The sequence below is a fragment of the Shouchella shacheensis genome (assembly GCF_001484965.1).
Classification (GTDB): Bacteria; Bacillota; Bacilli; order Bacillales; family Bacillaceae_D; genus Shouchella; species Shouchella shacheensis.
This window is the reverse complement of sequence record NZ_LLYY01000008.1, coordinates 36,738-57,589: the sequence shown is the minus strand read 5'-3', so window position 1 is coordinate 57,589 and position 20,852 is coordinate 36,738. Positions and strand designations below refer to the sequence as shown.

The following is a 20,852-nucleotide window of genomic DNA, read 5'->3' as shown; positions in this document are numbered from 1 at the left end:
CAAAAGCGAGAATTTTGGAGATCTGACAACGAAATCCCGACCTTGGATTTCATTGTTAGGGCGAAAAATCTCGACGCTTCTACCCACCGGAGCTAGACAAGAAAAACCAGAGGATTCAAAAGTCCTCTGGTTTTTTTGTTCCCTATAAGTGGTTAAGCCTCAACATCCACAAACTCAAAGGTCTCGACATCAAACAAGCCTTTGGACGTCAGTTTTAGCGATGGAATCACGGGCAGAGCGAGAAACGCAAGTGTAAGAAACGGGTCCTTTTCTGCCTGATAACCGATGTTAAGGAGAGCCTTCTGCAACTCATTCAGCTTCTGCTTCACCTCGTCGCTTGAGGAAAGCGACATCAATCCCCCAAGCTCGAGCGGAAGCGAGGCCATTACCTCCTCCCCTTTTACGACGGCCATCCCGCCCCTCATTTGCGCCACATGCGTGATCGCTGCCTCAATGCTTGTATCGTCACTTCCACAGGCGATGATGTTGTGCGAGTCGTGGGCAACGGTGGAGACGATGGCGCCATCCGTGATACCGATCCCCTTTACAATGCCAATACCGATATCACCGGTTTGCTTATGGCGCTCTGCGACGACGAGCTTCAAATAGCCGTTGGCGGGGTGAAAACGACCGTCTTCCACCGGCACCGGCTCGACGATGTGTTCCGTAATAATTGAATCCTCATTGGTTTGGATAATACGGGCCTGGCTGCCTTCAGTGAGCGGCAAAGCAAGTGCTTCGCTTGTAAAAGGTTTTACACGCACACTGTCCAGAAGATCGTCAGGTGGCTGAACGCTCGCACGTAGAGGTTCGGTTCCCTTTCCTCCCCTGGCCACACAGCGTCCTTTGACATACACCGATTCCACTGTAAACGATTCAAGGTCTGAAAGTAGGAGGAAGCTTGCCTCCTTGCCGGGTGCAATCGCTCCTTTTTCCTCAAGCTTGAAGCACTCGGCAACGTTAAGAGTGGCGAACTGGATCGCTTGAAGCGGCTCGACTCCAAGTGCAATAGCCTTACGGATGTTGGCGTCAACGCTCCCCTCGCGGATAAGATCATCCAGATGCTTATCATCCGTCGCAAACGCAAACCTTCGGGCGTTTGCGGACGTCACAGCCGGCAGGAGAGCTTCTAGATTCCTGGCTGCGGTACCCTCACGCATTAATACGTACATTCCCCGCTGCACCCGGCTTATCGCCTCTTGTTCAGACACGGCTTCATGATCATTGGCAATGCCCGCCGTGAGATAAGCATTGAGCGCGGTCGCCCCAAGCCCAGCGGCATGGCCATCGATCACACACCCGTTTGCCCGAGCGGCCTCCAACTTCTGCAGTATACTCTCCTCCGCCTGAAGAACAGCTGGATAGTCCATCACCTCGCCTAGTCCGTAAACACCGTCGGTATGAAGCAGCTGTTCCACCTCTTCTGCGGAAAGTGTGGCTCCGTTTTGTTCAAAGGAAGCCGCTGGAACAGAGGAAGGCACCATGATCTTCACGTCCAGAGGCAGGCCCTTCGATGCTTGAACCATGTACTGAACCGCTTTGTTGCCTCCGACATTGGCGATCTCATGAGGGTCCGCGATCACCGTCGTCACGCCTTTTGGAACGACGACGCTCGCGAACGTCTCCGGTGGCACCATCGCCGACTCTATATGAACGTGCCCATCGATCAGCCCTGGGCAAATGTACTGGCCGCTCGCATCAATCACTTCAAGGCCATCCGTATACGCTCCAATACCGACAATTTCATCGCCAGCAATGGCCACTGTTTCCTCAACAATTTGGAGAGCGTACATATCGAGAATTTTTCCATTTTTAATTAACAGATCTGCAGGTTTTTCCCTGCTTGCTACAGCTAGCTTATGTGCTAGATCCGGTGTCTTCAGCGTCATCGCCCCCTAAATCTTAGGGTCTATTGTAAACGATATTCCCTTTGCAAGCCATTGGTTTGTTGAAAGTAGGGCCGAAGCAAGTGAATTTGTTTCGGCGTCGATTATTTCTTTTTATAAGTTTCAATCGTTTCTCGTAGCCCTTGGAAGTACGGGGTTCTTGGCACTGGCCCAAGCAGCTTTTCATACTTTTCGCCACTTAATAAAACAGGCTCTTCATTTAAATACTGCATTTCTACAAATTCACGCATTTGTTTGTTAAAAAAGCCTAAGCAGCGGAGCATATTCTTTGTCACCGTCGAAACACCCTTTGTATACCCCGTAATGGAACGAACCATTTCGATTACTTCTTCCCCCTTAATCACGTCAAACGCCGGAATGTTCCAGTTTTGACCATAGGCATCCTCACACAGCGCCAGTTCAACTAACGCTTTTGCCCCATCAGGCGTGTAGATATGCTCTCTGGCCATTGATTGGTTGCCTATAAAATTCGCTTTCTTGTCCGCAAGCACTTGTCTCAAGGTGTAATTTAATTGGGCGTTCTCAGCATAGGGACCATAAAAATCTGGAAAATGGGCAATCACATACGGCACTCCTGATTGCTGAATCATCTCTTCCATCTGCAGACGAATTTTTCCTTTTTTCGTGTGTGGATGTTTCGGGGTCGTTTCCTCAATTTTAGCCCCTGTTCCTCTTCCATATGCATAAAGATTATCGACTACTGCTAGCTTGGCTGAATGCTTTTTTGCGCTTGCAATAATATGGTGAGTCATTATTGGTAAGTTTGCTTGCCAATCTCCGTATGGAATATTTGCGGCATGAAAAATCATGTCGACACCACTTGCTGCCACATCCAATTCATCCTGGCGGAAAATATCCCCGGAATGTACAGTCACATTCGGGCTTTCACGAAACATTTTATCCAGTTTATCCTTCGAACGAGCAAAGGCGGTCACTTCGACTCCTCGTCGGGATAACTCGTTTACAATCGAATACCCCATGCCCCCTGATGCTCCTAGAACCAATGCTTTCATTCTCCATCACTCCTTCATTTTATTAACCACTGTTCAAATTATGGTTGAGAAAAACTTGACTTAACGCCAAGTATTCACCCTTATGTTTTTGTCCATTTTAGCAATAACTCGACATGCGCCTCTGCCATTCCTTTTACATCTGTAAAATGGGTGACATGGCGCAAATAATGCGTAACGAACCCGTGCAATGATAGAAAAATCGACCAGATCTCCCCAACAGACAGCTGTTTCTCACTATACACCGCCACAAACTTGGAAAATTTTTCGTAGGTCTTCATCGGACTTTCACTTAAAAAATGCCTGACTTCTTCTTCCTTGATCAAGAACATAATTTCGTAGTGACTTTGATGGGTTAAGCCGAATTCAATAAAGCCTAGAAGAATTTGTCTCAGTTTTTCGATGTCTTCTTTCTCTTGGTCAACGATGTTGTCTACCTTTTCATCAAGCATCGAAAAATGAACCTCAACTAACGCATAGAACAACTCAGCTTTGTTTTTAAAATGATAATAAATGGCTCCATGACTGTAGCTTAATTCTTTGGCGATTTGTCTCATGGATACATGTTGGTACCCTTTTTTGACAAACAGCCCCCTTGCTGCATCCAAAATCATTTCACGTGTTAATTCTTTCTCCACTGCTTTTCTGGCTGCCATTCAAATCCCTCATTCATTTAACCACTGTTCAATTAAAACCATACTCGATGATTGTACGGTTGTCAAGGGAAAGTCACCGTTTCTTTTTTGAATAAAAAAGAAAGCCTGCTCTCCTGAACAGACTCCCCCTCTCACCAAATCGATTAAGCCTCTGTCGGCTCTTCCTGTGCGTTAATCCGATCCAGCGTCATTTTATAGCCATCGTTGCCATAGTTCAAGCAGCGTTTCACACGGGAAATGGTGGCTGTGCTTGCGCCGGTCTCGGTTTCAATCTTGTGATACGTGTAGCCGTCCCTTAGCATCCGTGCGACCTCGAGCCGCTGGGCGAGTGATTGAATCTCGTTGATTGTGCAAAGGTCGTCAAAAAACTCATACGCCTCTTCCAGATCTTTTAAAGAAAGAATGGATTGAAACAGCTGATCCAGCTCTTTTCCTCGCAGTTTGTTTATTTGCAAACGTGTCACACCCTTCGAGTTTTGTGCTTCTCTCTACGATGCGTGAAAATTTTAAAGTGGTAAAGCACGAAAGTGTTCACTACTAGTTTAACGCATAATGGCAGGAAAGAGTACTGTTTTCTTTCGAACATCGTAAATTCCTCGCTGTGTGACTCGGATATAGGGAAGATGTGTCGCTGAAAAGAACTGCAAGCTGTACATGGGGTCTTCGTGTTTGTACCCTCTATCTCTTAGCTGCTGGGCTAGCTTTTTTTCTTCTTCCATGATGCCCTCAAGCGGCTCATCAGACATCATTCCCATGAGTGGCAACACCATTCGACCAATGACCTCGCCGCCTTCCACGAGCACCATGCCACCGCCCTGTTCCTTCATCTTTTCGAACGCCTTTACCATATCGGAAATGCGTTTGCCGATTAAAATGACGTCGCCTGTATAGGAATAGGAGCTGGCAAAACCCATGACCGAGCTCGCGAACCCTTTAATCATCGTGGTGACGAGCCACTTCCCCTTCTTGTCAATCATCGCAAAATAACTCTCGTCGTGATCAGTGCCAAGCTCTTTGACCGTTGTCTCAAGACCAATTTGATACGGCTTAAGAATGACCGCATTAGCCATCTCAATCCCCATCGGCATCGAGAAATGCAGCTCATCCTCTCGCAAGTCCCAATCAATTTTCAGTGGCTTAATGCCGTACTCGTTCCACGGAAGCGACCAGTGATCCACACACGGTTCGCCGTCCTTCATCACCCATTGCCCTTTGGCCATCACGCTAACAGGGGTAGGATTGGATACATCGCTTAGAAAGTTCAAATGCGCAATACGACCAGGGGCAATCATGCCGAGCTTATGGTCGATATTGTAGTAGCGCGCAACATAGTAAGTCGCCATCCCGTACGCATCAATGGGGTCAATGCCCGCATCAAGCGCAATTTGAATGCACTGGTTCATGACACCCTCTTCGTAAAAGGAAGGAGGAGACCCATCAGTTGTCATTAAGCAGCGCCCGAAATAATCAACATCCTGTTCCTTTAATTCTTCAAAAAGCCTTGGCAAGTCTGGTCGAATCGACGAATGGCGGAGGGAGACAGTGTACCCCGTGTCTAACCTGCGCACCACTTCCTCCCCGGTGATCGCCTCGTGGTCACACGTCACCCCGAGAAGGGCCATTTGCGAGAGTGTTCTCTCAGACGCCCCAGGCAAGTGCCCTTCAATCGGCTTTCGGAGACGCGTCGTTTCCTGCATCCAGTGCAAGGTGACATCATCGCCTTGCAGCACCTTTGGCCAGGAGGTTAGCTCTCCTCCTTGAACGACAAGGTGATGCTCTAACCATGCTTTAAGCTTCGAATTCGAAAATTGCTCCTCGCTTCTAAGCTCTGTTTGCGAGTCATAGCGCGCCCACCAGTACATGGTTGTCGGTAACTCATCCAGCTTCTCAATCATAGAAAGCGCTTTCTTTTTGTCTAGATTCAAAAAATAAACCAAGTTGTCATTGATCAAGGTTGTCGTCCCACGTTCCGATGCATACTTTGCAAGGCTCTGGGGATTATATAGCTGAAAGGGGTGAGCGTGGTGTTCGATATAGCCTGGCACAATGAATTGGCTTTCGCAGTCAACCACCTCTGTCTGACCCGTCACTTCTGGAAAGTCAGCACCCACGTAGACAATCTGATCATCCGCAATCCATATGTTGGCTTTTACCCATCTTCTGCGCGCATAGTTCAAATACGTGGCATTTTTCAGCACAACCGTCGGTGCTCGTTCGCCCTTCACGACACTAAGATGTTCACGCAGCCGTGTTTTCGTCCAACGATGAATTCGCTCCGTACTCATCTAATCACCCATTTCGTCAAGTCATTCTTTCATCCATCTTACCATACTTTTTAGCTCTGCTAATTAGTAATTGTGACATTTTATCACCAACTTTTTATGAGGAGAGTTTTTAATGAAACCAAACATCAGTCGTATCAATGCTTTATGCCGGATCACTTGTGGCCTTTCGTTGCTTGTCTGCGCAGGAGCAAGGCTCTCACGTCATCCAAAGTGCGTCCTTTCACATTTAGGCGTCATGGGCGGCGCAATGAAGACTGCAGAAGGGATTGTTCGCTACTGCCCGATGGTGGCACTGAAGCAGCAACTGGAGGAAGAGGGAGCGGGTGATCAGGACGCGAATGTGTTAAACCCTTCGTAGATGAGGGAGACAGTGGGCAAGGGCTTCCTGTTTTTCTTTAGACGACGGACGTGTAAATTCGAAGTCGGCAGGTACACACGCAAAGCGGCATGTAAGTCTGCACGGTTGCAGATAAATAGGATGGGTGGAACGTAAAATTTTAAAATCGGCAGGTAACTCCGTGAAATTGCCGCCTTCCCCTCTTGGACGGGTTATTACGCGATAATAAGCTGCGAAGAACGTTTTTCTCCGCAGCTTTATTCTCTTACGCTTCCATCCGTCTGATCGCCTTGTCCGCAATATCCGTGCGATGAAACAACCCTTCGCTCTCCACGCATCGAACCGCGCGGTATGCCTGCTGCTTTGCATCGGCAATGGTGTGTCCTGAGGCTGCCGCCAGGAGGACGCGTCCACCGTTTGTCTTCCATACACCCGATTCACATTTTGAACCTGCATGGAAGAGGAGGCCTTCCGCGCTTGCCTCTTCCACTCCAGAGATCATCACATCTTTTTCATAAGCACCCGGATAGCCAGTGTTCGCAAGGACAACGCCGACAACGGCATCATCCGACCAAACGAGCTCCGGCACACCCCCGTCCAGCAGCGTCAGCATCACTTCAACCAAATCGGACTCCAAACGTGGCAAGACAACCTGCGTTTCCGGATCGCCAAAGCGTGCGTTAAACTCAATCACTTTCGGCCCGCCTGCCGTCATCATCAACCCTGCGTAGAGAATGCCCGTGAACGGACGTCCTTCCGCGATCATCGCCTCTGCGGTTGGCTGGAGAATCGTCTTAACCGCTTCTTCCACCTGCTCATCGCTAAACTGTGGCACTGGGGAATACGCCCCCATACCCCCAGTGTTCGGCCCCCTATCGTTTTCATAGGCGCGTTTATGATCTTGGGCTCCGACCATTGGTAACACCGTTCGACCGTGGACAAAGGCCATCAACGAGAGCTCCTCCCCTTCTAAATACTCTTCAATCACGACTTGCGCCCCTGCCTTCCCGAAGGCATCATCCTTGAGAATGGAAACGAGTGCTCCGATCGCCTCCTCTTCGCTCATGGCGACAGTCACACCTTTTCCAGCCGCAAGCCCATCCGCTTTAATCACGATCGGCGCCCCATTTTCCTTCACATACGCCGCGGCCTGTTCGTAGTCAGTAAACGTGGCCGACGCGCCTGTTGGAATGGTGTAGCGCTTCATAATGTCCTTGGCGTACGACTTGCTTCCTTCTAGCAGGGCAGCGTTTTTTCGTGGACCGAAGACGGGAAGAGCTGCGGCTTCAAAGGCATCGACAATTCCGGCGAGCAGAGGCACTTCAGGTCCGACAATTGTCAATTCAACATCATGAGCCTCGGCAAAAGCGACAAGCGCGCGATGGTCATCCTCTTGGATGGAGGCGATCTCGGCTACGTCGGCCATGCCGTCATTTCCCGGAGCGACATAGACGGTCTCTACGCGTTCACTTTGTGCTACCTTCCAGGCGATCGCATGCTCGCGGCCACCGCTTCCAATGATGAGTACGTTCACTGTCGTCCCTCCTTAGTGTTTAAAATGACGAACGCCTGTGAAGACCATGGCGATGCCGTATTCGTCTGCCTTCTCGATCGATTCTTGATCACGGATCGATCCCCCTGGCTGAATGATCGCTTTAATGCCCGCCTTCGCGGCCGTTTCCACCGTGTCTCCCATCGGGAAAAAGGCGTCAGAAGCAAGAGCGGCCCCATTCGCACGCTCTCCGGCTTGCTCAATCGCGATGGCTGCCGCGCCAACCCGATTCATTTGCCCAGCACCGACGCCAACGGTCATTTCTCCATTTGTAAGCACAATCGCATTCGATTTCACATGCTTAACGACTTTCCAGCCAAGTTTGAGCGCGGTCCACTCGTCCTCTGTCGGTTCGCGCTTGGTCGGAATGGTCATTTCCGCATCGCCAAGCCCAAATTTGTCCTCATCTTGGACAAGCAGACCGCCATGAATGGACGTGAGCTTGGACTCTGGTTTTCCTGCTTCCACAGGAACGGTGAGCAAGCGGATGTTTTTTTTCTTCGTAAGGATATCGATCGCTTCCTCTGTGTACGCGGGAGCAAGAATGACTTCAAGAAAGATCCCGGCCATTTTCTCTGCCGTAGCAGCATCCACTTCACGGTTAAGGGCAATAATCCCTCCGAAGATTGAGGTAGCGTCCGCTTCGTAGGCGCGGTTAAAAGCTTCCACAAGCGTCTTCCCTGTTCCGACGCCGCAAGGATTCATATGTTTCACCGCAACCGCTGCTGGTTCCCCAAACTCCTTTACGATTTCAAGCGCTGCGTTGGCATCGCTGATGTTGTTATAAGAGAGCTCTTTTCCGTGAAGCTGATGGGCGTGCGCGATGGAACTGGCCGAACTTGATGTACTCTTATAAAACGCCGCTTTCTGATGAGGGTTTTCGCCGTAGCGTAGATCTTGCTTGCGCTCGTAGGTGACCGTCAGTGATTCTGGACGTCCTTCGTCAACGGCATCGGTTAAGTAGCGGCTAATCATCGCATCATAGGCTGCCGTCTGGCGAAAGACTTTCGCCGCAAGTTTCTTGCGCAGTTCAAGAGAGGTCTCACCTTCCGCCTTAATCGCTTCAAGCACAGGCGCGTAGTCTGCTGGATCGACGACGACTGTTACATCGGCATGGTTCTTCGCCGCCGAACGAAGCATGCTCGGTCCGCCAATATCGATATTCTCGATCGCATCCGCAAACGTCGCGTCCCCGCGCGCAATCGTTTCAGCAAAAGGATACAAGTTGACGACGACATAGTCGATCGGAGCGATGTTGTGTTCGGCGATTTGCGCCTGATGCTCGCTTTTCTCACGCATTGCAAGGAGTCCGCCGTGAATGGTTGGGTGAAGTGTTTTCACCCGACCGTCCAAAATTTCCGGGAATCCGGTCACTTCGGAAATCCCGATCACAGGCACGCCGGCTTCTTCCAATGCGCGCTTCGTCCCACCTGTCGAGATAATTTCAATGCCTTCTTCGACGAGCCCTTGCACAAATGGAACAAGGCCTTCTTTTTTCGATACGCTCACTAACGCTCGTTTCATCTTACTGGCTCCCCCTTACATCTTCTAAAAGTTGTTTCACACATCTCGGATACAGAACATGCTCCACACGCTGTATTTTCGCTGTTAATGATTCGCACGTTTCTTCATCGTGAATCTCAACGGCTTCCTGCGCAATCACCGGTCCCGTGTCCATCCCGGCATCCACATAGTGGACCGTGACCCCCGTCTGCTTTACTCCTGCCTCAAGCGCCTGACCAACAGCATCCAGTCCTGGAAACTCCGGCAAGAGCGACGGATGAATGTTCACGATCCGCCCCTCGTACGCGTCCAGCAGCGTTGGGCCAACAAGGCGCATGTAGCCGGCAAGCACCACAAGTTGCACGTGTGACGCCTCTAGCAGCCGCACCACTTCCGCTTCATACTCCGCTTTTGACGCAAATGTTTTCGGCACGAACGCGTAAGCAGGAACACCGTGCGCTTTCGCTTTTTCAAGCACCTTCGCGTCTCTTTTATCGCTTAGGACGAGAGCGACCTCGCCGCCAAGCTCCTTCTCTGCTGCTGCTCTGATTAATGCTTCAGCATTGGAACCTGTTCCTGAGGCGAAAATAGCGACCTTCATGCGTCAATGCCTCCAATGGTCACGCCTTCCCGGTTGGTGACGCGCCCAATGATATACGCTTTTTCCCCTTCTCGCTCGAGGATGCGGATCGTTTCTTGATGATTCGCCTCCGGCACCGCAAGAGCCATGCCAATCCCCATGTTAAAGGTGGAGAACATATCGCGGTCACTGATACCGCCTCTTTCCTGCACAAAATGAAAGATGGCTGGCACAGGCCACGAGCCGTTGTCTACGTCAATACCGAGGCCGTCTGGAAGCATGCGCGGCAGGTTCTCATAAAAACCGCCGCCCGTCACATGGGCAAGACCAGAAACCGTGGTTTCCTTTAAACAAGCAAGCAGCGGTTGCACATAGATTCTCGTTGGCTCGAGCAACTCCTCGCCAAGCGTCCGCCCAAACACGTCCATGTGCTCCTGCAAATCAAGACCCGCCTGCTCAAGCAAGACTTTGCGAACGAGGGAGAAGCCATTGCTGTGTAGACCGCTTGAAGATAAGCCAATGACCACATCCCCGGCCTGAACGCCACCGCCTGTGATGAGCTTGCTTTTTTCGACAGCGCCAACAGAAAATCCAGCAAGGTCGTACTCCTCTGGGTCATACATGCCTGGCATTTCCGCCGTTTCGCCGCCAACAAGGGCACAGCCTGCCTGCACACAGCCTTCTGCGACGCCTTGAACAATCGCCTCAATTTTCGCTGGCTCAGCCTTCCCGCAGGCAATATAGTCCAGAAAGTACAGCGGCTCCGCTCCTTGGACGACGATGTCATTAACACACATGGCCACCGCGTCCTGGCCGATCGTATCATGCTTATCCATTTGAAAGGCAAGCATCAGCTTGGTTCCGACACCGTCTGTCCCAGAGACGAGCAGCGGTTCTTTGAGACCAAGCGTCGACAAGTCAAAGTTGCCGCCGAAGCCGCCCAGTCCACCAAGCACTCCCTGGCGCTTGGTGCGCTCCACATGCTGCTTCATCCGCCCTACCGCTTCGTAGCCGGCTTCAATATCGACACCGGCTTGTTTGTACGCGTTCGACACCAACATCCCCTCCATCCTTGTCCGTCTCTACACTTTTGCGTGCGGATGAACCGTGTCCGCATAAATTTCCGTCGGGTACTCCCCGGTAAAGCAAGCGAGACACTGACCGCAGTTGTTCATTTCGGGCGAACGGCCGATCCCTTCTTTTAACCCATCTGTTGACAGAAACGCGAGCGTGTCGGCGCCCATTAGTTCACGCATCTCCTCAACCGAGTGCTGGGAGGCGATCAGCTCTTCTGTCGTTGATGTGTCAATGCCGTAAAAGCACGGATTTTTAATCGGTGGCGAGCTAATACGCACATGAACTTCTAAAGCCCCTGCCTCGCGAAGCATTCGGACAATCCGCCTGCTCGTCGTCCCGCGCACGATCGAGTCATCAATCATGACGACACGCTTGCCTTCAACAACCCCGCGCACAGGGGAGAGCTTCATCTTCACGCCCTGTTCACGTAACTCCTGAGAAGGCTGAATAAAGGTGCGACCGACATAGCGATTTTTGATCAGGCCAAGCTCATACGGGATGCCCGTTTGCTCGGCATAGCCAATGGCCGCGGAAATGCTTGAATCGGGGACGCCTGTCACCACATCCGCTTCCACAGGGAATTCCAACGCGAGCTGTTTGCCCAAATTTTTTCTGGCGGTATGCACATTGATGTTATCAATGTTGGAGTCAGGACGAGCGAAATAGACATACTCCATGCTGCAAATCGCTCGATTCCCTGCAGAAACAAAGCGCTCACTGCGGAGCCCGGTATCATCGATAATAATGAGTTCTCCGGGCACTACTTCACGCTCATGGGTAGCGCCCACAATGTCAAATGCACACGTTTCCGAGGCCACAACATAGGCATCTCCAAGCCGACCAATCGAAAGCGGACGCAAGCCGTTCGGGTCATTCGCCACCATCAACTGGCGCTCGTTCATCACCGCAAAAGCATAGGCCCCTTTTAATACCGCGAGTGAATTTTTCAGCTGATCCTCAAGCGTGTAATAGCCGCTGCGCTTAATCAAGTGAGCGAGCACTTCCGTATCCGATGTCGATTGAAAAATACTACCTTGGGACTCCAGCTGGTGTTTTAAACTGTTGGCATTGACGATATTTCCGTTGTGAGCAAGCGCCAGCCCGCCCCTTTGCGAGTTAAAGAAAAGGGGCTGCACGTTTGCATACCCCCCACCCCCAGCAGTCGCATAGCGAACGTGACCGACGGCGCCTTTCCCGTGCAGGCCGTCTAAAATATCTGGATTAAAGACGTCGTTCACAAGTCCAAGCCCTTTGTGGGCGGAGAGTGTCTCGCCGTCGGTGACGACAATGCCTGCTCCCTCCTGCCCGCGGTGCTGGAGACTGTGCAACCCGTAATACGTGATTTGTGCCGCGTCCTTATGGCCCCAGACCGCAAAGACGCCACACTCTTCGTTTAATCCTTTGATTTCACCAAACATGGAATGGCCCCTTTCCAAGCGTTGACTAATTCGTCTTGCGTGGCTTCCAGTACTGCCTTTCCAGTGTCGTCTGTGATGGTTAGTCTCCTGTCGTCGGTCACGGTGCCGACGATGGCAGCGTCGGTGATGGCTTGCTCAAAGGCTGCTTTGTTTTCTGGGCGAATGGTCACCACAAAACGAGACTGGCTTTCTGCAAAAAGAGTCACGGCCGCATCTCCAGCAAGAGAGACATCGGCGCCAAGATTGCCGTCCATCATCTTCTCGGCTAAAGCCACCGCCATTCCACCTTCGGCCACGTCATGAGCAGAAGCGACGAGTCCTTGCTTTATCGCTTGCAGCAGCGCCTCTTGACGCACTTTCTCTACCTCTAAGTCGATTTCCGGCGCTTTTCCGGAAAGCTCCCCGACAAGCAGTTTCTGCAGCTCGCTGCCGCTAAACTCCGGCTTTGTTTCTCCCAACACATAGATCAGGTCGCCCGCCTGCTTGAAGCTTTGGGTCGTAATATGATCAACGTCCTCTACTAAACCGACCATACCGATGACCGGCGTTGGGTAGACGGCTCCGCCACTGCGCTCGTTATAAAGAGAGACGTTCCCGCCGATCACCGGCGTGCTGAGAACGCGGCAGGCTTCACTCATGCCGTCTGTGGAGGTCTCCAGTTGCCAGAAGATCTCCGGTCGCTCTGGGTTCCCGTAATTCAAGCAGTCGGTCACACCAAGCGGCTGCCCACCCGAGGCGACGATATTTCGTGCGGCTTCGGCGATCGCAATCTTTCCACCCAACTCAGGATCGAGGTAGAGGTAGCGAGAATTGCAGTCCGTAGTCATCGCTAGCGCCTTGCGTGTACCACGAACGCGAATAACAGCGGCATCAGAGCCAGGGTGAACAACGGTGTTCGTTTGCACCATATGGTCGTACTGCTCATACACCCATTCCTTGCTCGCAATTGTCGGCTGTGCAAGCAGTGAAAGCAGCGTTTCTTTGGAATCCTCGACGTGAGGGACGTACGGCGCCTGCGCCTGGAATGCTTGGTAATACGCCGGTACCGCCGATGGCTTATGATAGACCGGCGCATCTTCGGCCAGTGCGTCCACCGGCACATCGGCAACGACTTCCCCCTCGTGCGTCAAGCGAAGGCGTGAATCATCGGTTACCTCTCCGACTTCAACCGCATGCAAGTCCCAGCGTTCAAAGATGTCCTTCATTTCCTGTTCCCGTCCTTTTTCCACAACAAGCAGCATACGTTCCTGCGATTCAGAGAGCATCATTTCATAAGGCGTCATTCCTTGCTCACGTTGAGGGATGAGGTCGAGATTCATTTCGATCCCCGAACCAGCCTTGCTCGCCATTTCCGCAGAGGACGAGGTGAGACCAGCGGCTCCCATATCTTGAATGCCGATCAGCGCATCACATTTGACGACTTCCAAGCACGCTTCAAGCAAGAGCTTCTCCATAAACGGATCGCCTACTTGAACGGCTGGGCGTTTTTCGTCTGAGCTTTCGCTTAATTCTTCGGAGGCAAACGTCGCCCCGTGAATGCCGTCACGTCCTGTGCTCGCCCCGACGTACATCACCGTGTTGCCGACGCCTTTCGCCTGGCCTTTTTGAATGTCTTTATGGTCGATTAACCCGACACACATCGCGTTGACAAGTGGGTTCGCTTCGTAGCACGGATCAAACTGGACTTCCCCGCCAACGGTTGGAACACCAATGCAGTTGCCATAGCCAGCAATTCCCGCGACGACTTCTTCAAACAAGTAGCGCACTTTGGGGGAATCAAGCTCCCCAAAGCGAAGCGAATTGAGCAAAGCGACGGGACGGGCCCCCATCGAAAACACATCGCGGAGAATGCCGCCGACGCCTGTTGCTGCCCCTTGATACGGTTCAATCGCAGACGGGTGGTTATGGCTTTCAATTTTAAAGACAACCGCTTGCTCGTCTTCAATATCGATAATGCCCGCGCCTTCCCCCGGGCCTTGCAGCACTTTTTCTCCATCGACAGGAAACTTTTTCAAAAGGACCTTTGAGTTTTTATAACTGCAGTGCTCGGACCACATGACGGAAAACAGCCCTGTTTCAGTAAAGTTCAACGGGCGGCCGACAATTTCTTCAGCAAGCGCGAATTCCTCGTCTGTCAGCCCCATGTCACGGTAGAGTTTCTCTTGCTTCACCTTTTCTGCGCTCGGTTCAAGAAGTAGCGACATGCGATTCCCTCCAGTTACGTAAAATCGATGTAAATAGTGGCAGTCCTTCGTCATTTCCTAGAAGCATCTCTACGGCCCGTTCCGGATGGGGCATCATGCCAAGGACATTTCCACGCTCGTTGACGATGCCAGCAATGTTGTTTTTCGAACCATTGACGTGCTCATTGTAACGAAAGACAATTTGCCCTTTCTCTTCCAGTCTAGCAAGCGTCTCCTCATCACAATCGTAGTTGCCGTCCCCGTGAGCGACAGGGATCGCAATCGTTTGCTTCGCTTCGTAACCAGCAGTAAACATCGTCTGGTTGTTCTCAACGACGAGATTCACCGTGCGGCAAATGAATTTCAAGTCAATGTTACGCTTCATCGCTCCCGGCAACAAACCCGCTTCAAGCAGCACTTGGAAGCCATTGCAAACGCCAAGCACCGGTTTTCCGGCTTCCGCTGCTTGAATGACGGCTGGCATAATCGGCGCAAAACGAGCAATCGCACCGGAACGTAAGTAGTCGCCGTGAGAAAAGCCGCCGGGGAGAAGAATCGCATCGAACCGATCAAGAGAAGTCTCCGTATGAAAAACGTATTCCACGTCTTCCCCTAAGCGGTCGTGGATCGCGTAGTACATATCGGCATCACAGTTGGAGCCTGGAAAGACAATCACCGCAAACTTCATGACGGCACGACCTCCTCCACTTCAAAGCGGTAATCTTCAATCACGGTATTCGCTAGCAGCTTTTCACACATTTCCTTGACACGTTCTTCGACATTGTCCGTTTTCGCTACCTCGAGCTCCAAGTATTTGCCGATGCGAACGTCCTTCACTTCGCTGTAATCCATCGTGTGAAGCGCACGTTTGACAGCTACTCCTTGCGGGTCCAATACACTTTCTCTGAGCGTAACGTACACGTTTACTTTATACATGAGAGCCTCCCAGACGAGATAAGATTTCTTGATAACCAGTTTGCAAGTTTCCTAGATTACGGCGGAACAGGTCTTTGTCAAAACGTTCATGGGTGTCTTGATCCCAGAGCCGGCATGTGTCTGGTGAAATTTCATCAGCCAGCAGTAGCTCCCCTTCCGGCGTACGGCCAAACTCTAGTTTGAAGTCGATGATGTTGACATGGATTTGCTCAAAAAGCTCAATTAACAGTTGATTAACGTTCAGCGCACGATCCTTTAAGGAAGCGACTTCTGCTGGCGTCGCTGCCTCTAGGAGAGCAATATGGTCTTCTGTAATGAGCGGATCGCCGAGCGCATCATCTTTATAGTAAAATTCTACAATTGGTTGGGGGAGAACAGTCCCTTCCTTCAGCGCAAGGCGTTTGGCCATGCTGCCAGCAACGACATTGCGCACCACGACTTCAAGCGGTACAATCTCGACTTGGCGGATAAGCTGCTCGTTGTCAGATAATCTCCGCACAAAGTGCGTGCGGAGCCCCTTTTCATGAAGAGCCGCGAAGATCAGCGAGGAAATTTCATTGTTCAGCCGTGCTTTTCCTTCGAGCGTGTCTTTCTTCTCGCCGTTAAATGCAGTCGCGTCATCTTTGTATTCCACCCACAGCAAATTTTCATCATCCGTTTGATAGATCCTCTTTGCTTTGCCTTCGTAAACTAGCGCTTGCTTTTCCACCTTAGCCGCCCCCTTCTAGTCGTTTAACCCTAGTCGCTGAAAGATCGTATCCACATGTTTCATATGGTGTTCATAGTTAAAGCATTCCTCAATCTCACTCGGAGAAAGCACATCAGTAATGCGGTTTTCGGCCTCCACAAGCTCACGGAATTGGACGCCTTCTTCCCAAGCCTGCGTCGCTTTGGGCTGCACCAAATCATACGCTTCCTCCCGTGCCATGCCTTTGTCAATCAACGAAAGCAGCACACGTTGAGAGTAAATCAAGCCGTAGGTACGCGTCATGTTGCGCTTCATGTTTTCCGGAAAGACCGTTAAGTTCTTAACGATGTTGGAAAAGCGGTTCAACATGTAGTTGAGGGCAATCGTCGCATCCGGCAAAATCACCCGCTCTGCTGAAGAATGAGAGATGTCTCGTTCATGCCAGAGGACGACATTGTCATAGGCCGTGTTCATATAGCCGCGAATGAGACGAGCCAGGCCGGTCATATTTTCAGAACCGATCGGATTGCGCTTATGAGGCATGGCTGATGAGCCCTTCTGCCCTTTTGCAAAAAACTCCTCAACTTCGCGCTGCTCGCTTTTTTGCAGGCCGCGAATTTCCACCGCGAATTTTTCAATCGACGTCGCTATGAGCGCCAGTGTCGACATATACTCGGCGTGTCGATCGCGCTGAAGCGTCTGCGTGGAAATCGGTGCGGGTTGAAGGCCGAGCTTCTCACAAACGAGCTGTTCGACACGCGGATCGATGTTGGCATACGTTCCAACTGCGCCAGAAAGCTTCCCAAAACGAACGCCCTCAGCCGCGTGCTCGAACCGTTCAATGTTGCGCTTCATTTCCTCGTACCAGAGCCCAAGCTTCAAGCCAAACGTTGTTGGTTCCGCGTGAACGCCGTGGGTACGGCCCATCATGATCGTATACTTGTGCTCTTGCGCTTTGTTTTTCAGCACGTCTAGGAAGCGATTCAAATCCGCCGCGAGAATGGCGTTGGCCTGCTTTAGCAAATAAGAAAGCGCGGTATCAACAACATCGGTGGAGGTTAATCCGTAGTGCACCCACTTGCGTTCTTCCCCAAGCGTCTCTGAAACCGCGCGGGTAAAGGCGACAACATCATGGCGCGTCTCCTCTTCAATCTCCAGAATCCGCTCTACGTTAAAGCTGGCATTTTCACGAATCTTTTGGACGTCTTCGGTTGGAATTTCCCCAAGCTCTGCCCATGCTTCACAGGCGACAATTTCTACCTCCAACCAGGCGTTGTAGCGGTTCTCCTCTGTCCAAATCGCTCCCATTTCCGGGCGTGTATAGCGTTCAATCATATATGTATATCCTCCAAATAAGTGTCATTAATGAAGCGTTGGCTCCGTCCAAAACGTATCCAGCTTATGCTCACAGGCATCCGTATGCCTTCCAAGCACGGTCACATGCCCCATTTTCCGTTTCGGTTTTGCTTCTTTCTTCCCATATAAATGAATGTTTACATGCTTCGTCTGACCCAGGCTTTCTAAAAGACGCTCAAGACGCTCACCGAGGATGTTTTCCATAACGACTGGGCTTAGTAGCGTGGTGGAGCCGAGCGGCAGACCGCAAATCGCACGCACATGCTGTTCAAACTGCGAGGTTTTGCATGCTTCAATCGTGTAGTGACCGGAGTTATGAGGTCTTGGCGCGAGCTCATTCACGTAAATCTCGCCGTCCTCCTTGACGAACATTTCCACCGCCAGTGTGCCTACGGCGCCAAGCCCATCAGCAATGCGGATCGCAAGCCCTTTCGCTTTCTCTTCCGTTTCCTCGGACACTCTTGCCGGGACAATTGAACGGTGGAGAATGTTCTCTTTTTGGACATTCTCCGCCACTGGAAAAACGTCCGTCTCCCCGTTCCTCGATTTCGTCACGATGACGGAAATTTCGCATTGAAAAGGGACCCAAGCTTCGAGTACGAGTTCTCCTTGAAGGAGTAGCTTTTCCGCTGCTTCGTTCAGCTCGCTCTCATTTTTCACCACGGCCTGCCCTTTGCCATCATAGCCACCGCGGCATGTTTTCAATACAGCCGGAAAGCCGATTTTCTCCCTCGCAAAAGCGATATCACCCACTGTATCAATGGCTGCATAGGGTGCTACGGGCACATCCAGCCCCACGATCGCCTCTTTTTCCTTCAACCGATGCTGTGTCACACCTAGTACATGGAATCCTTGTGGAAAATCGCTGACCTCCGTTAACTGGCGTGACGTCTCTTCATCAATGTTTTCAAACTCATACGTGATGACGTCGCTGATCTCAGCCAGTCTTTTCGCCGCTTCTAGGTCATCGTACGCGGCTGTGATGGTCTGATCTGCCACCTGGGCGCACGGGGCATCGGGTGTCGGATCAAGCACGGCAATGCGGTAGCCCATTTGTTTTGCAGCCAGCGCCATCATGCGGCCAAGCTGACCTCCGCCAATAATACCAATCGTTGCGCCTGGTCTCACCAATTGTGTCACTCTAGCTCACCACTGCTTTCTAGTACGGCTTTTTTTGTACGCTCGCGTCGCTCAATCAAACGCTTCTGCACCGTTTCATCCGAGGCGCCCACCATCTGTGCGGCGAGGAGTCCGGCATTGGTGGCCCCCGCTTTGCCAATCGCCACGGTAGCGACCGGAACCCCTCCCGGCATCTGTACGATCGAAAGGAGCGAGTCGAGTCCCTTCAACGCCCGCGATTCCACCGGGACACCAATGACCGGAAGCACCGTCTTTGCTGCGACCATCCCCGGTAAGTGCGCGGCACCTCCCGCTCCAGCAACGATAACCTTTAACCCACGGCTGATGGCGGTCTCCGCATACTCAAACATCAAGTCCGGCGTTCGATGGGCAGAGACGACTTTTTTTTCATAAGCGACGCCGAGCTCATCAAGCACGTCGCACGTACGCGCCATCGTTTCCCAATCGGAGGTACTGCCCATGATCACTCCAACAGCTGGTTGCATTCCAACCCCTCTTTTCATTCATGGATTTCCTTTCTCACACAAAAAAAGCAGAAAGAGGTCTCTTTATCTACTCCTGAGAGAAAGTTCGCTCCTTCTGCGCACATCTGCATTGCAAATTGCCTATACGAGGCGATTTGCTCCTTTCCCTCATAGTCCGATGATTTACGGTCATCGGGTAGAGACGCGCGGGCCGTATCCCCGCAAATTATATGAGGCGTTTCATTCAGTTTTACCCTTTCATCGCTCTTTCATTCTACTAGGATTGTCAAAGGGTGTCAACATAAAGTCGAACGATTAGATGAATATATTTTCTATCGTTCGCTTTTTGTCGTTTCACGTAAACGTTGCGCCACCTTTGATCCTCCCGCATAGGATGTAGAAAAGCAAAAGACTCTGACCAATGCTTGTGAGTTTAGGAGGAATCATCAAATGGTAGTAATTAAAGATCGCGAAATGAGGATCTACTTGTTCTGGATGTTCGGCATTAGCTGGACGGCGGCGGCTCTTTCCTTCTCAACAAACCTTCTGATGCCGCTGACCATGGCTCTCTTTTACACGATTGCTCCCGTAACGGCCGTTCTTCTGATAGCGATTAGTTTTTATGGAGGCGTTGCGATTCTAAAGCTCCCTCTTTTTGCGGCACCCAGTTGGTGGTGGGTACTTGCGTTAGCGCTCCCACTTGCCTTTTATTTGATCCTGAGTCTGTCCGCCCCTTTTCCAACCGCTCTTCTCCCGTTCTCGCCACAGTACTGGCTGCTTTTATTCTTCATTTGTCTGGTTCAGGAGGTTGGATGGCGAGGGTTCTTGCAGAGAGAAATTATCCATGTTGGCTTCTGGAAATCTTCCTTCTTAATAGGAATTATGACCGGCATCTGGTCGATCCCGTTGCTAGTGATTTGGTTTGAGCCCCATGACTCTATGCTCCTTCTCGCGGTGGTTTTCATCCTACTAAGTGCTCCACTTTTGGCATTTGTGGCAACCGAAAGCAAGTCCGTTGTTACTTCAGCCTTCCTGCACATGGGACTTCTTGTAACGATTGGCCAGAGCTGGCTAACGGGGACCTCCTTGGCCCTTTGCTTGCTTCTGCTCACCCTAGCGAATGTTAGCACGGCCCTTTATTTAAAAAGGCGCTCATAAGGTGCCTTTTTCATGGTATAATACGAGAAATTTCAGGGAGGGGAAGGGAATGTTCACATACAAAATCGACGAACGAAGCCATCTCAAACTGCTTGAACCACGCGATGCTGAAGCACTCTTCACTCTCATCCAGGGCTCCAAAGAACATTTGCGAACGTGGCTCTCATGGGTAAACAGCACGGAGCAGGTGAAAGACAGCGAAGCGTTCATTCGCTCGACTATGAAGCAATTTGGTGAAAACAACGGCTTTCAGGCCGGGATTTGGCACGAGGGCCATTTGGCAGGCGTAATTGGCTTTCATCGCATCGACTGGACCAACAAGCTGACAACGATAGGGTATTGGCTCGGGGAGGACTACCAAGGGCTCGGCTTGATGACACGCGCTTGCGAAGCCATCGTTGATTATGCGCTAACCGATTTGAAACTGGCTCGTGTGGAAATTCGTGCGGCTACGGAGAACAAGAGGAGTCAAGCTGTACCTGAGCGGCTTGGGTTTGTTCGCGAGGGAGAGTTGCGACATTCGGAATGGCTGTATGATCGGTACGTGAATCATGTGGTGTATGGGCTGTTGGCTGAGGAGTGGGGGAGAAGGTAGAAAACCC

General features: G+C 51.3%; 20 protein-coding genes and 1 riboswitch. Of the genes, 3 read left to right on the top strand and 17 right to left on the bottom strand.

The features are described 5' to 3' along the window. Positions 1-152: 152 nt before the first annotated feature. The 5 genes from ade to AVZ68_RS10320 all read right to left on the bottom strand — a co-directional run bounded on the left by ade (position 153) and on the right by AVZ68_RS10320 (position 5,858). The gene (ade, locus tag AVZ68_RS10340) at positions 153-1,889 is read right to left on the bottom strand and encodes an adenine deaminase (RefSeq protein ID WP_059104475.1); all 1,737 of its coding nucleotides are present in this window, start codon (positions 1,887-1,889) and stop codon (positions 153-155) included. A gap of 101 nt (positions 1,890-1,990) precedes the next feature. Continuing rightward, complete coding sequence (locus AVZ68_RS10335) at positions 1,991-2,920, bottom strand: SDR family NAD(P)-dependent oxidoreductase (RefSeq protein ID WP_059104474.1); 930 nt, start codon at positions 2,918-2,920, stop codon at positions 1,991-1,993. Positions 2,921-3,000: 80 nt separating this feature from the next. Next, complete coding sequence (locus AVZ68_RS10330; RefSeq protein ID WP_059104473.1) at positions 3,001-3,573, bottom strand: TetR/AcrR family transcriptional regulator; 573 nt, start codon at positions 3,571-3,573, stop codon at positions 3,001-3,003. 143 nt (positions 3,574-3,716) lie between these two features. Further along, a complete protein-coding gene (locus AVZ68_RS10325; protein ID WP_059104472.1) occupies positions 3,717-4,028 on the bottom strand; it encodes a YerC/YecD family TrpR-related protein in 312 nt (103 codons plus the stop codon). Between the two features lie 87 nt (positions 4,029-4,115). Continuing rightward, the gene (locus AVZ68_RS10320) at positions 4,116-5,858 is read right to left on the bottom strand and encodes an adenine deaminase C-terminal domain-containing protein (protein ID WP_059104471.1); all 1,743 of its coding nucleotides are present in this window, start codon (positions 5,856-5,858) and stop codon (positions 4,116-4,118) included. A gap of 112 nt (positions 5,859-5,970) precedes the next feature. Between AVZ68_RS10320 and AVZ68_RS10315 the strand changes: the two genes are divergently transcribed. Further along, positions 5,971-6,216, top strand: coding sequence for a YgaP family membrane protein (locus AVZ68_RS10315; RefSeq protein ID WP_059104470.1), 246 nt, complete (start codon positions 5,971-5,973; stop codon positions 6,214-6,216). Positions 6,217-6,460: 244 nt separating this feature from the next. On the opposite strand, the gene purD is transcribed toward AVZ68_RS10315, so the two are convergent. From purD to purE, 12 genes are read right to left on the bottom strand one after another with little or no spacing between them, the layout of a single operon-like run. Beyond that, positions 6,461-7,729: a phosphoribosylamine--glycine ligase gene (purD, locus tag AVZ68_RS10310; RefSeq protein WP_059104469.1), complete on the bottom strand. Its 1,269-nt coding sequence runs from the start codon at positions 7,727-7,729 to the stop codon at positions 6,461-6,463. A gap of 12 nt (positions 7,730-7,741) precedes the next feature. Then, a complete protein-coding gene (purH, locus tag AVZ68_RS10305) occupies positions 7,742-9,271 on the bottom strand; it encodes a bifunctional phosphoribosylaminoimidazolecarboxamide formyltransferase/IMP cyclohydrolase (RefSeq protein WP_059104468.1) in 1,530 nt (509 codons plus the stop codon). A gap of 1 nt (position 9,272) precedes the next feature. Continuing rightward, positions 9,273-9,851 carry a phosphoribosylglycinamide formyltransferase gene (gene purN / locus AVZ68_RS10300; protein ID WP_059104467.1) on the bottom strand — a complete coding sequence of 193 codons (579 nt, stop codon included), beginning with the start codon at positions 9,849-9,851 and terminating at the stop codon, positions 9,273-9,275. Then, complete coding sequence (purM, locus tag AVZ68_RS10295; protein WP_059104466.1) at positions 9,848-10,885, bottom strand: phosphoribosylformylglycinamidine cyclo-ligase; 1,038 nt, start codon at positions 10,883-10,885, stop codon at positions 9,848-9,850. Before purM ends, purN begins: the two co-directional genes overlap by 4 nt. 27 nt (positions 10,886-10,912) lie before the next feature. Further along, positions 10,913-12,325, bottom strand: a complete 1,413-nt coding sequence (purF, locus tag AVZ68_RS10290) for an amidophosphoribosyltransferase (RefSeq protein ID WP_059104465.1) — start codon at positions 12,323-12,325, stop codon at positions 10,913-10,915. Beyond that, entirely contained in the window at positions 12,301-14,529 is a 2,229-nt protein-coding gene (purL, locus tag AVZ68_RS10285) for a phosphoribosylformylglycinamidine synthase subunit PurL (protein ID WP_059104464.1), read from the bottom strand. Before purL ends, purF begins: the two co-directional genes overlap by 25 nt. Next, a complete protein-coding gene (gene purQ, locus AVZ68_RS10280) occupies positions 14,513-15,196 on the bottom strand; it encodes a phosphoribosylformylglycinamidine synthase subunit PurQ (protein WP_059104463.1) in 684 nt (227 codons plus the stop codon). The genes purL and purQ overlap by 17 nt, the downstream gene beginning before the upstream one ends. Further along, entirely contained in the window at positions 15,193-15,444 is a 252-nt protein-coding gene (purS, locus tag AVZ68_RS10275; protein ID WP_059104462.1) for a phosphoribosylformylglycinamidine synthase subunit PurS, read from the bottom strand. The genes purQ and purS overlap by 4 nt, the downstream gene beginning before the upstream one ends. Beyond that, complete coding sequence (gene purC / locus AVZ68_RS10270; protein ID WP_059104461.1) at positions 15,437-16,153, bottom strand: phosphoribosylaminoimidazolesuccinocarboxamide synthase; 717 nt, start codon at positions 16,151-16,153, stop codon at positions 15,437-15,439. Before purC ends, purS begins: the two co-directional genes overlap by 8 nt. A gap of 15 nt (positions 16,154-16,168) precedes the next feature. After that, positions 16,169-17,467 carry an adenylosuccinate lyase gene (gene purB, locus AVZ68_RS10265; protein WP_059104460.1) on the bottom strand — a complete coding sequence of 433 codons (1,299 nt, stop codon included), beginning with the start codon at positions 17,465-17,467 and terminating at the stop codon, positions 16,169-16,171. 27 nt (positions 17,468-17,494) lie between these two features. Continuing rightward, positions 17,495-18,628: a 5-(carboxyamino)imidazole ribonucleotide synthase gene (purK, locus tag AVZ68_RS10260; protein ID WP_059104459.1), complete on the bottom strand. Its 1,134-nt coding sequence runs from the start codon at positions 18,626-18,628 to the stop codon at positions 17,495-17,497. Continuing rightward, positions 18,625-19,113, bottom strand: a complete 489-nt coding sequence (gene purE / locus AVZ68_RS10255) for a 5-(carboxyamino)imidazole ribonucleotide mutase (RefSeq protein WP_059104458.1) — start codon at positions 19,111-19,113, stop codon at positions 18,625-18,627. Before purE ends, purK begins: the two co-directional genes overlap by 4 nt. A 130-nt stretch (positions 19,114-19,243) precedes the next feature. After that, a riboswitch (purine riboswitch) is annotated at positions 19,244-19,346 on the bottom strand. A gap of 196 nt (positions 19,347-19,542) precedes the next feature. On the opposite strand from purE, the gene AVZ68_RS10250 reads away from it, so the two are divergent. Next, positions 19,543-20,250 carry a CPBP family glutamic-type intramembrane protease gene (locus AVZ68_RS10250; RefSeq protein WP_059104457.1) on the top strand — a complete coding sequence of 236 codons (708 nt, stop codon included), beginning with the start codon at positions 19,543-19,545 and terminating at the stop codon, positions 20,248-20,250. A 49-nt stretch (positions 20,251-20,299) separates the two neighbouring features. After that, on the top strand, positions 20,300-20,845 hold the full coding sequence (locus tag AVZ68_RS10245; protein ID WP_059104456.1) for a GNAT family N-acetyltransferase: 546 nt from the start codon (positions 20,300-20,302) through the stop codon (positions 20,843-20,845). Positions 20,846-20,852 lie beyond the last annotated feature (7 nt).

Bases quoted from the DNA above. Each gene is read 5' to 3' on its own strand.
- ade (WP_059104475.1), bottom strand. From the start codon at position 1,889: ATGACGCTGAAGACACCGGATCTAGCACATAAGCTAGCTGTAGCAAGC.
- AVZ68_RS10335 (WP_059104474.1), bottom strand. From the start codon at position 2,920: ATGAAAGCATTGGTTCTAGGAGCATCAGGGGGCATGGGGTATTCGATT.
- AVZ68_RS10330 (WP_059104473.1), bottom strand. From the start codon at position 3,573: ATGGCAGCCAGAAAAGCAGTGGAGAAAGAATTAACACGTGAAATGATT.
- AVZ68_RS10320 (WP_059104471.1), bottom strand. From the start codon at position 5,858: ATGAGTACGGAGCGAATTCATCGTTGGACGAAAACACGGCTGCGTGAA.
- AVZ68_RS10315 (WP_059104470.1), top strand. From the start codon at position 5,971: ATGAAACCAAACATCAGTCGTATCAATGCTTTATGCCGGATCACTTGT.
- purH (WP_059104468.1), bottom strand. From the start codon at position 9,271: ATGAAACGAGCGTTAGTGAGCGTATCGAAAAAAGAAGGCCTTGTTCCA.
- purN (WP_059104467.1), bottom strand. From the start codon at position 9,851: ATGAAGGTCGCTATTTTCGCCTCAGGAACAGGTTCCAATGCTGAAGCA.
- purF (WP_059104465.1), bottom strand. From the start codon at position 12,325: ATGTTTGGTGAAATCAAAGGATTAAACGAAGAGTGTGGCGTCTTTGCG.
- purL (WP_059104464.1), bottom strand. From the start codon at position 14,529: ATGTCGCTACTTCTTGAACCGAGCGCAGAAAAGGTGAAGCAAGAGAAA.
- purQ (WP_059104463.1), bottom strand. From the start codon at position 15,196: ATGAAGTTTGCGGTGATTGTCTTTCCAGGCTCCAACTGTGATGCCGAT.
- purS (WP_059104462.1), bottom strand. From the start codon at position 15,444: ATGTATAAAGTAAACGTGTACGTTACGCTCAGAGAAAGTGTATTGGAC.
- purB (WP_059104460.1), bottom strand. From the start codon at position 17,467: ATGATTGAACGCTATACACGCCCGGAAATGGGAGCGATTTGGACAGAG.
- purE (WP_059104458.1), bottom strand. From the start codon at position 19,113: ATGCAACCAGCTGTTGGAGTGATCATGGGCAGTACCTCCGATTGGGAA.
- AVZ68_RS10250 (WP_059104457.1), top strand. From the start codon at position 19,543: ATGGTAGTAATTAAAGATCGCGAAATGAGGATCTACTTGTTCTGGATG.
- AVZ68_RS10245 (WP_059104456.1), top strand. From the start codon at position 20,300: ATGTTCACATACAAAATCGACGAACGAAGCCATCTCAAACTGCTTGAA.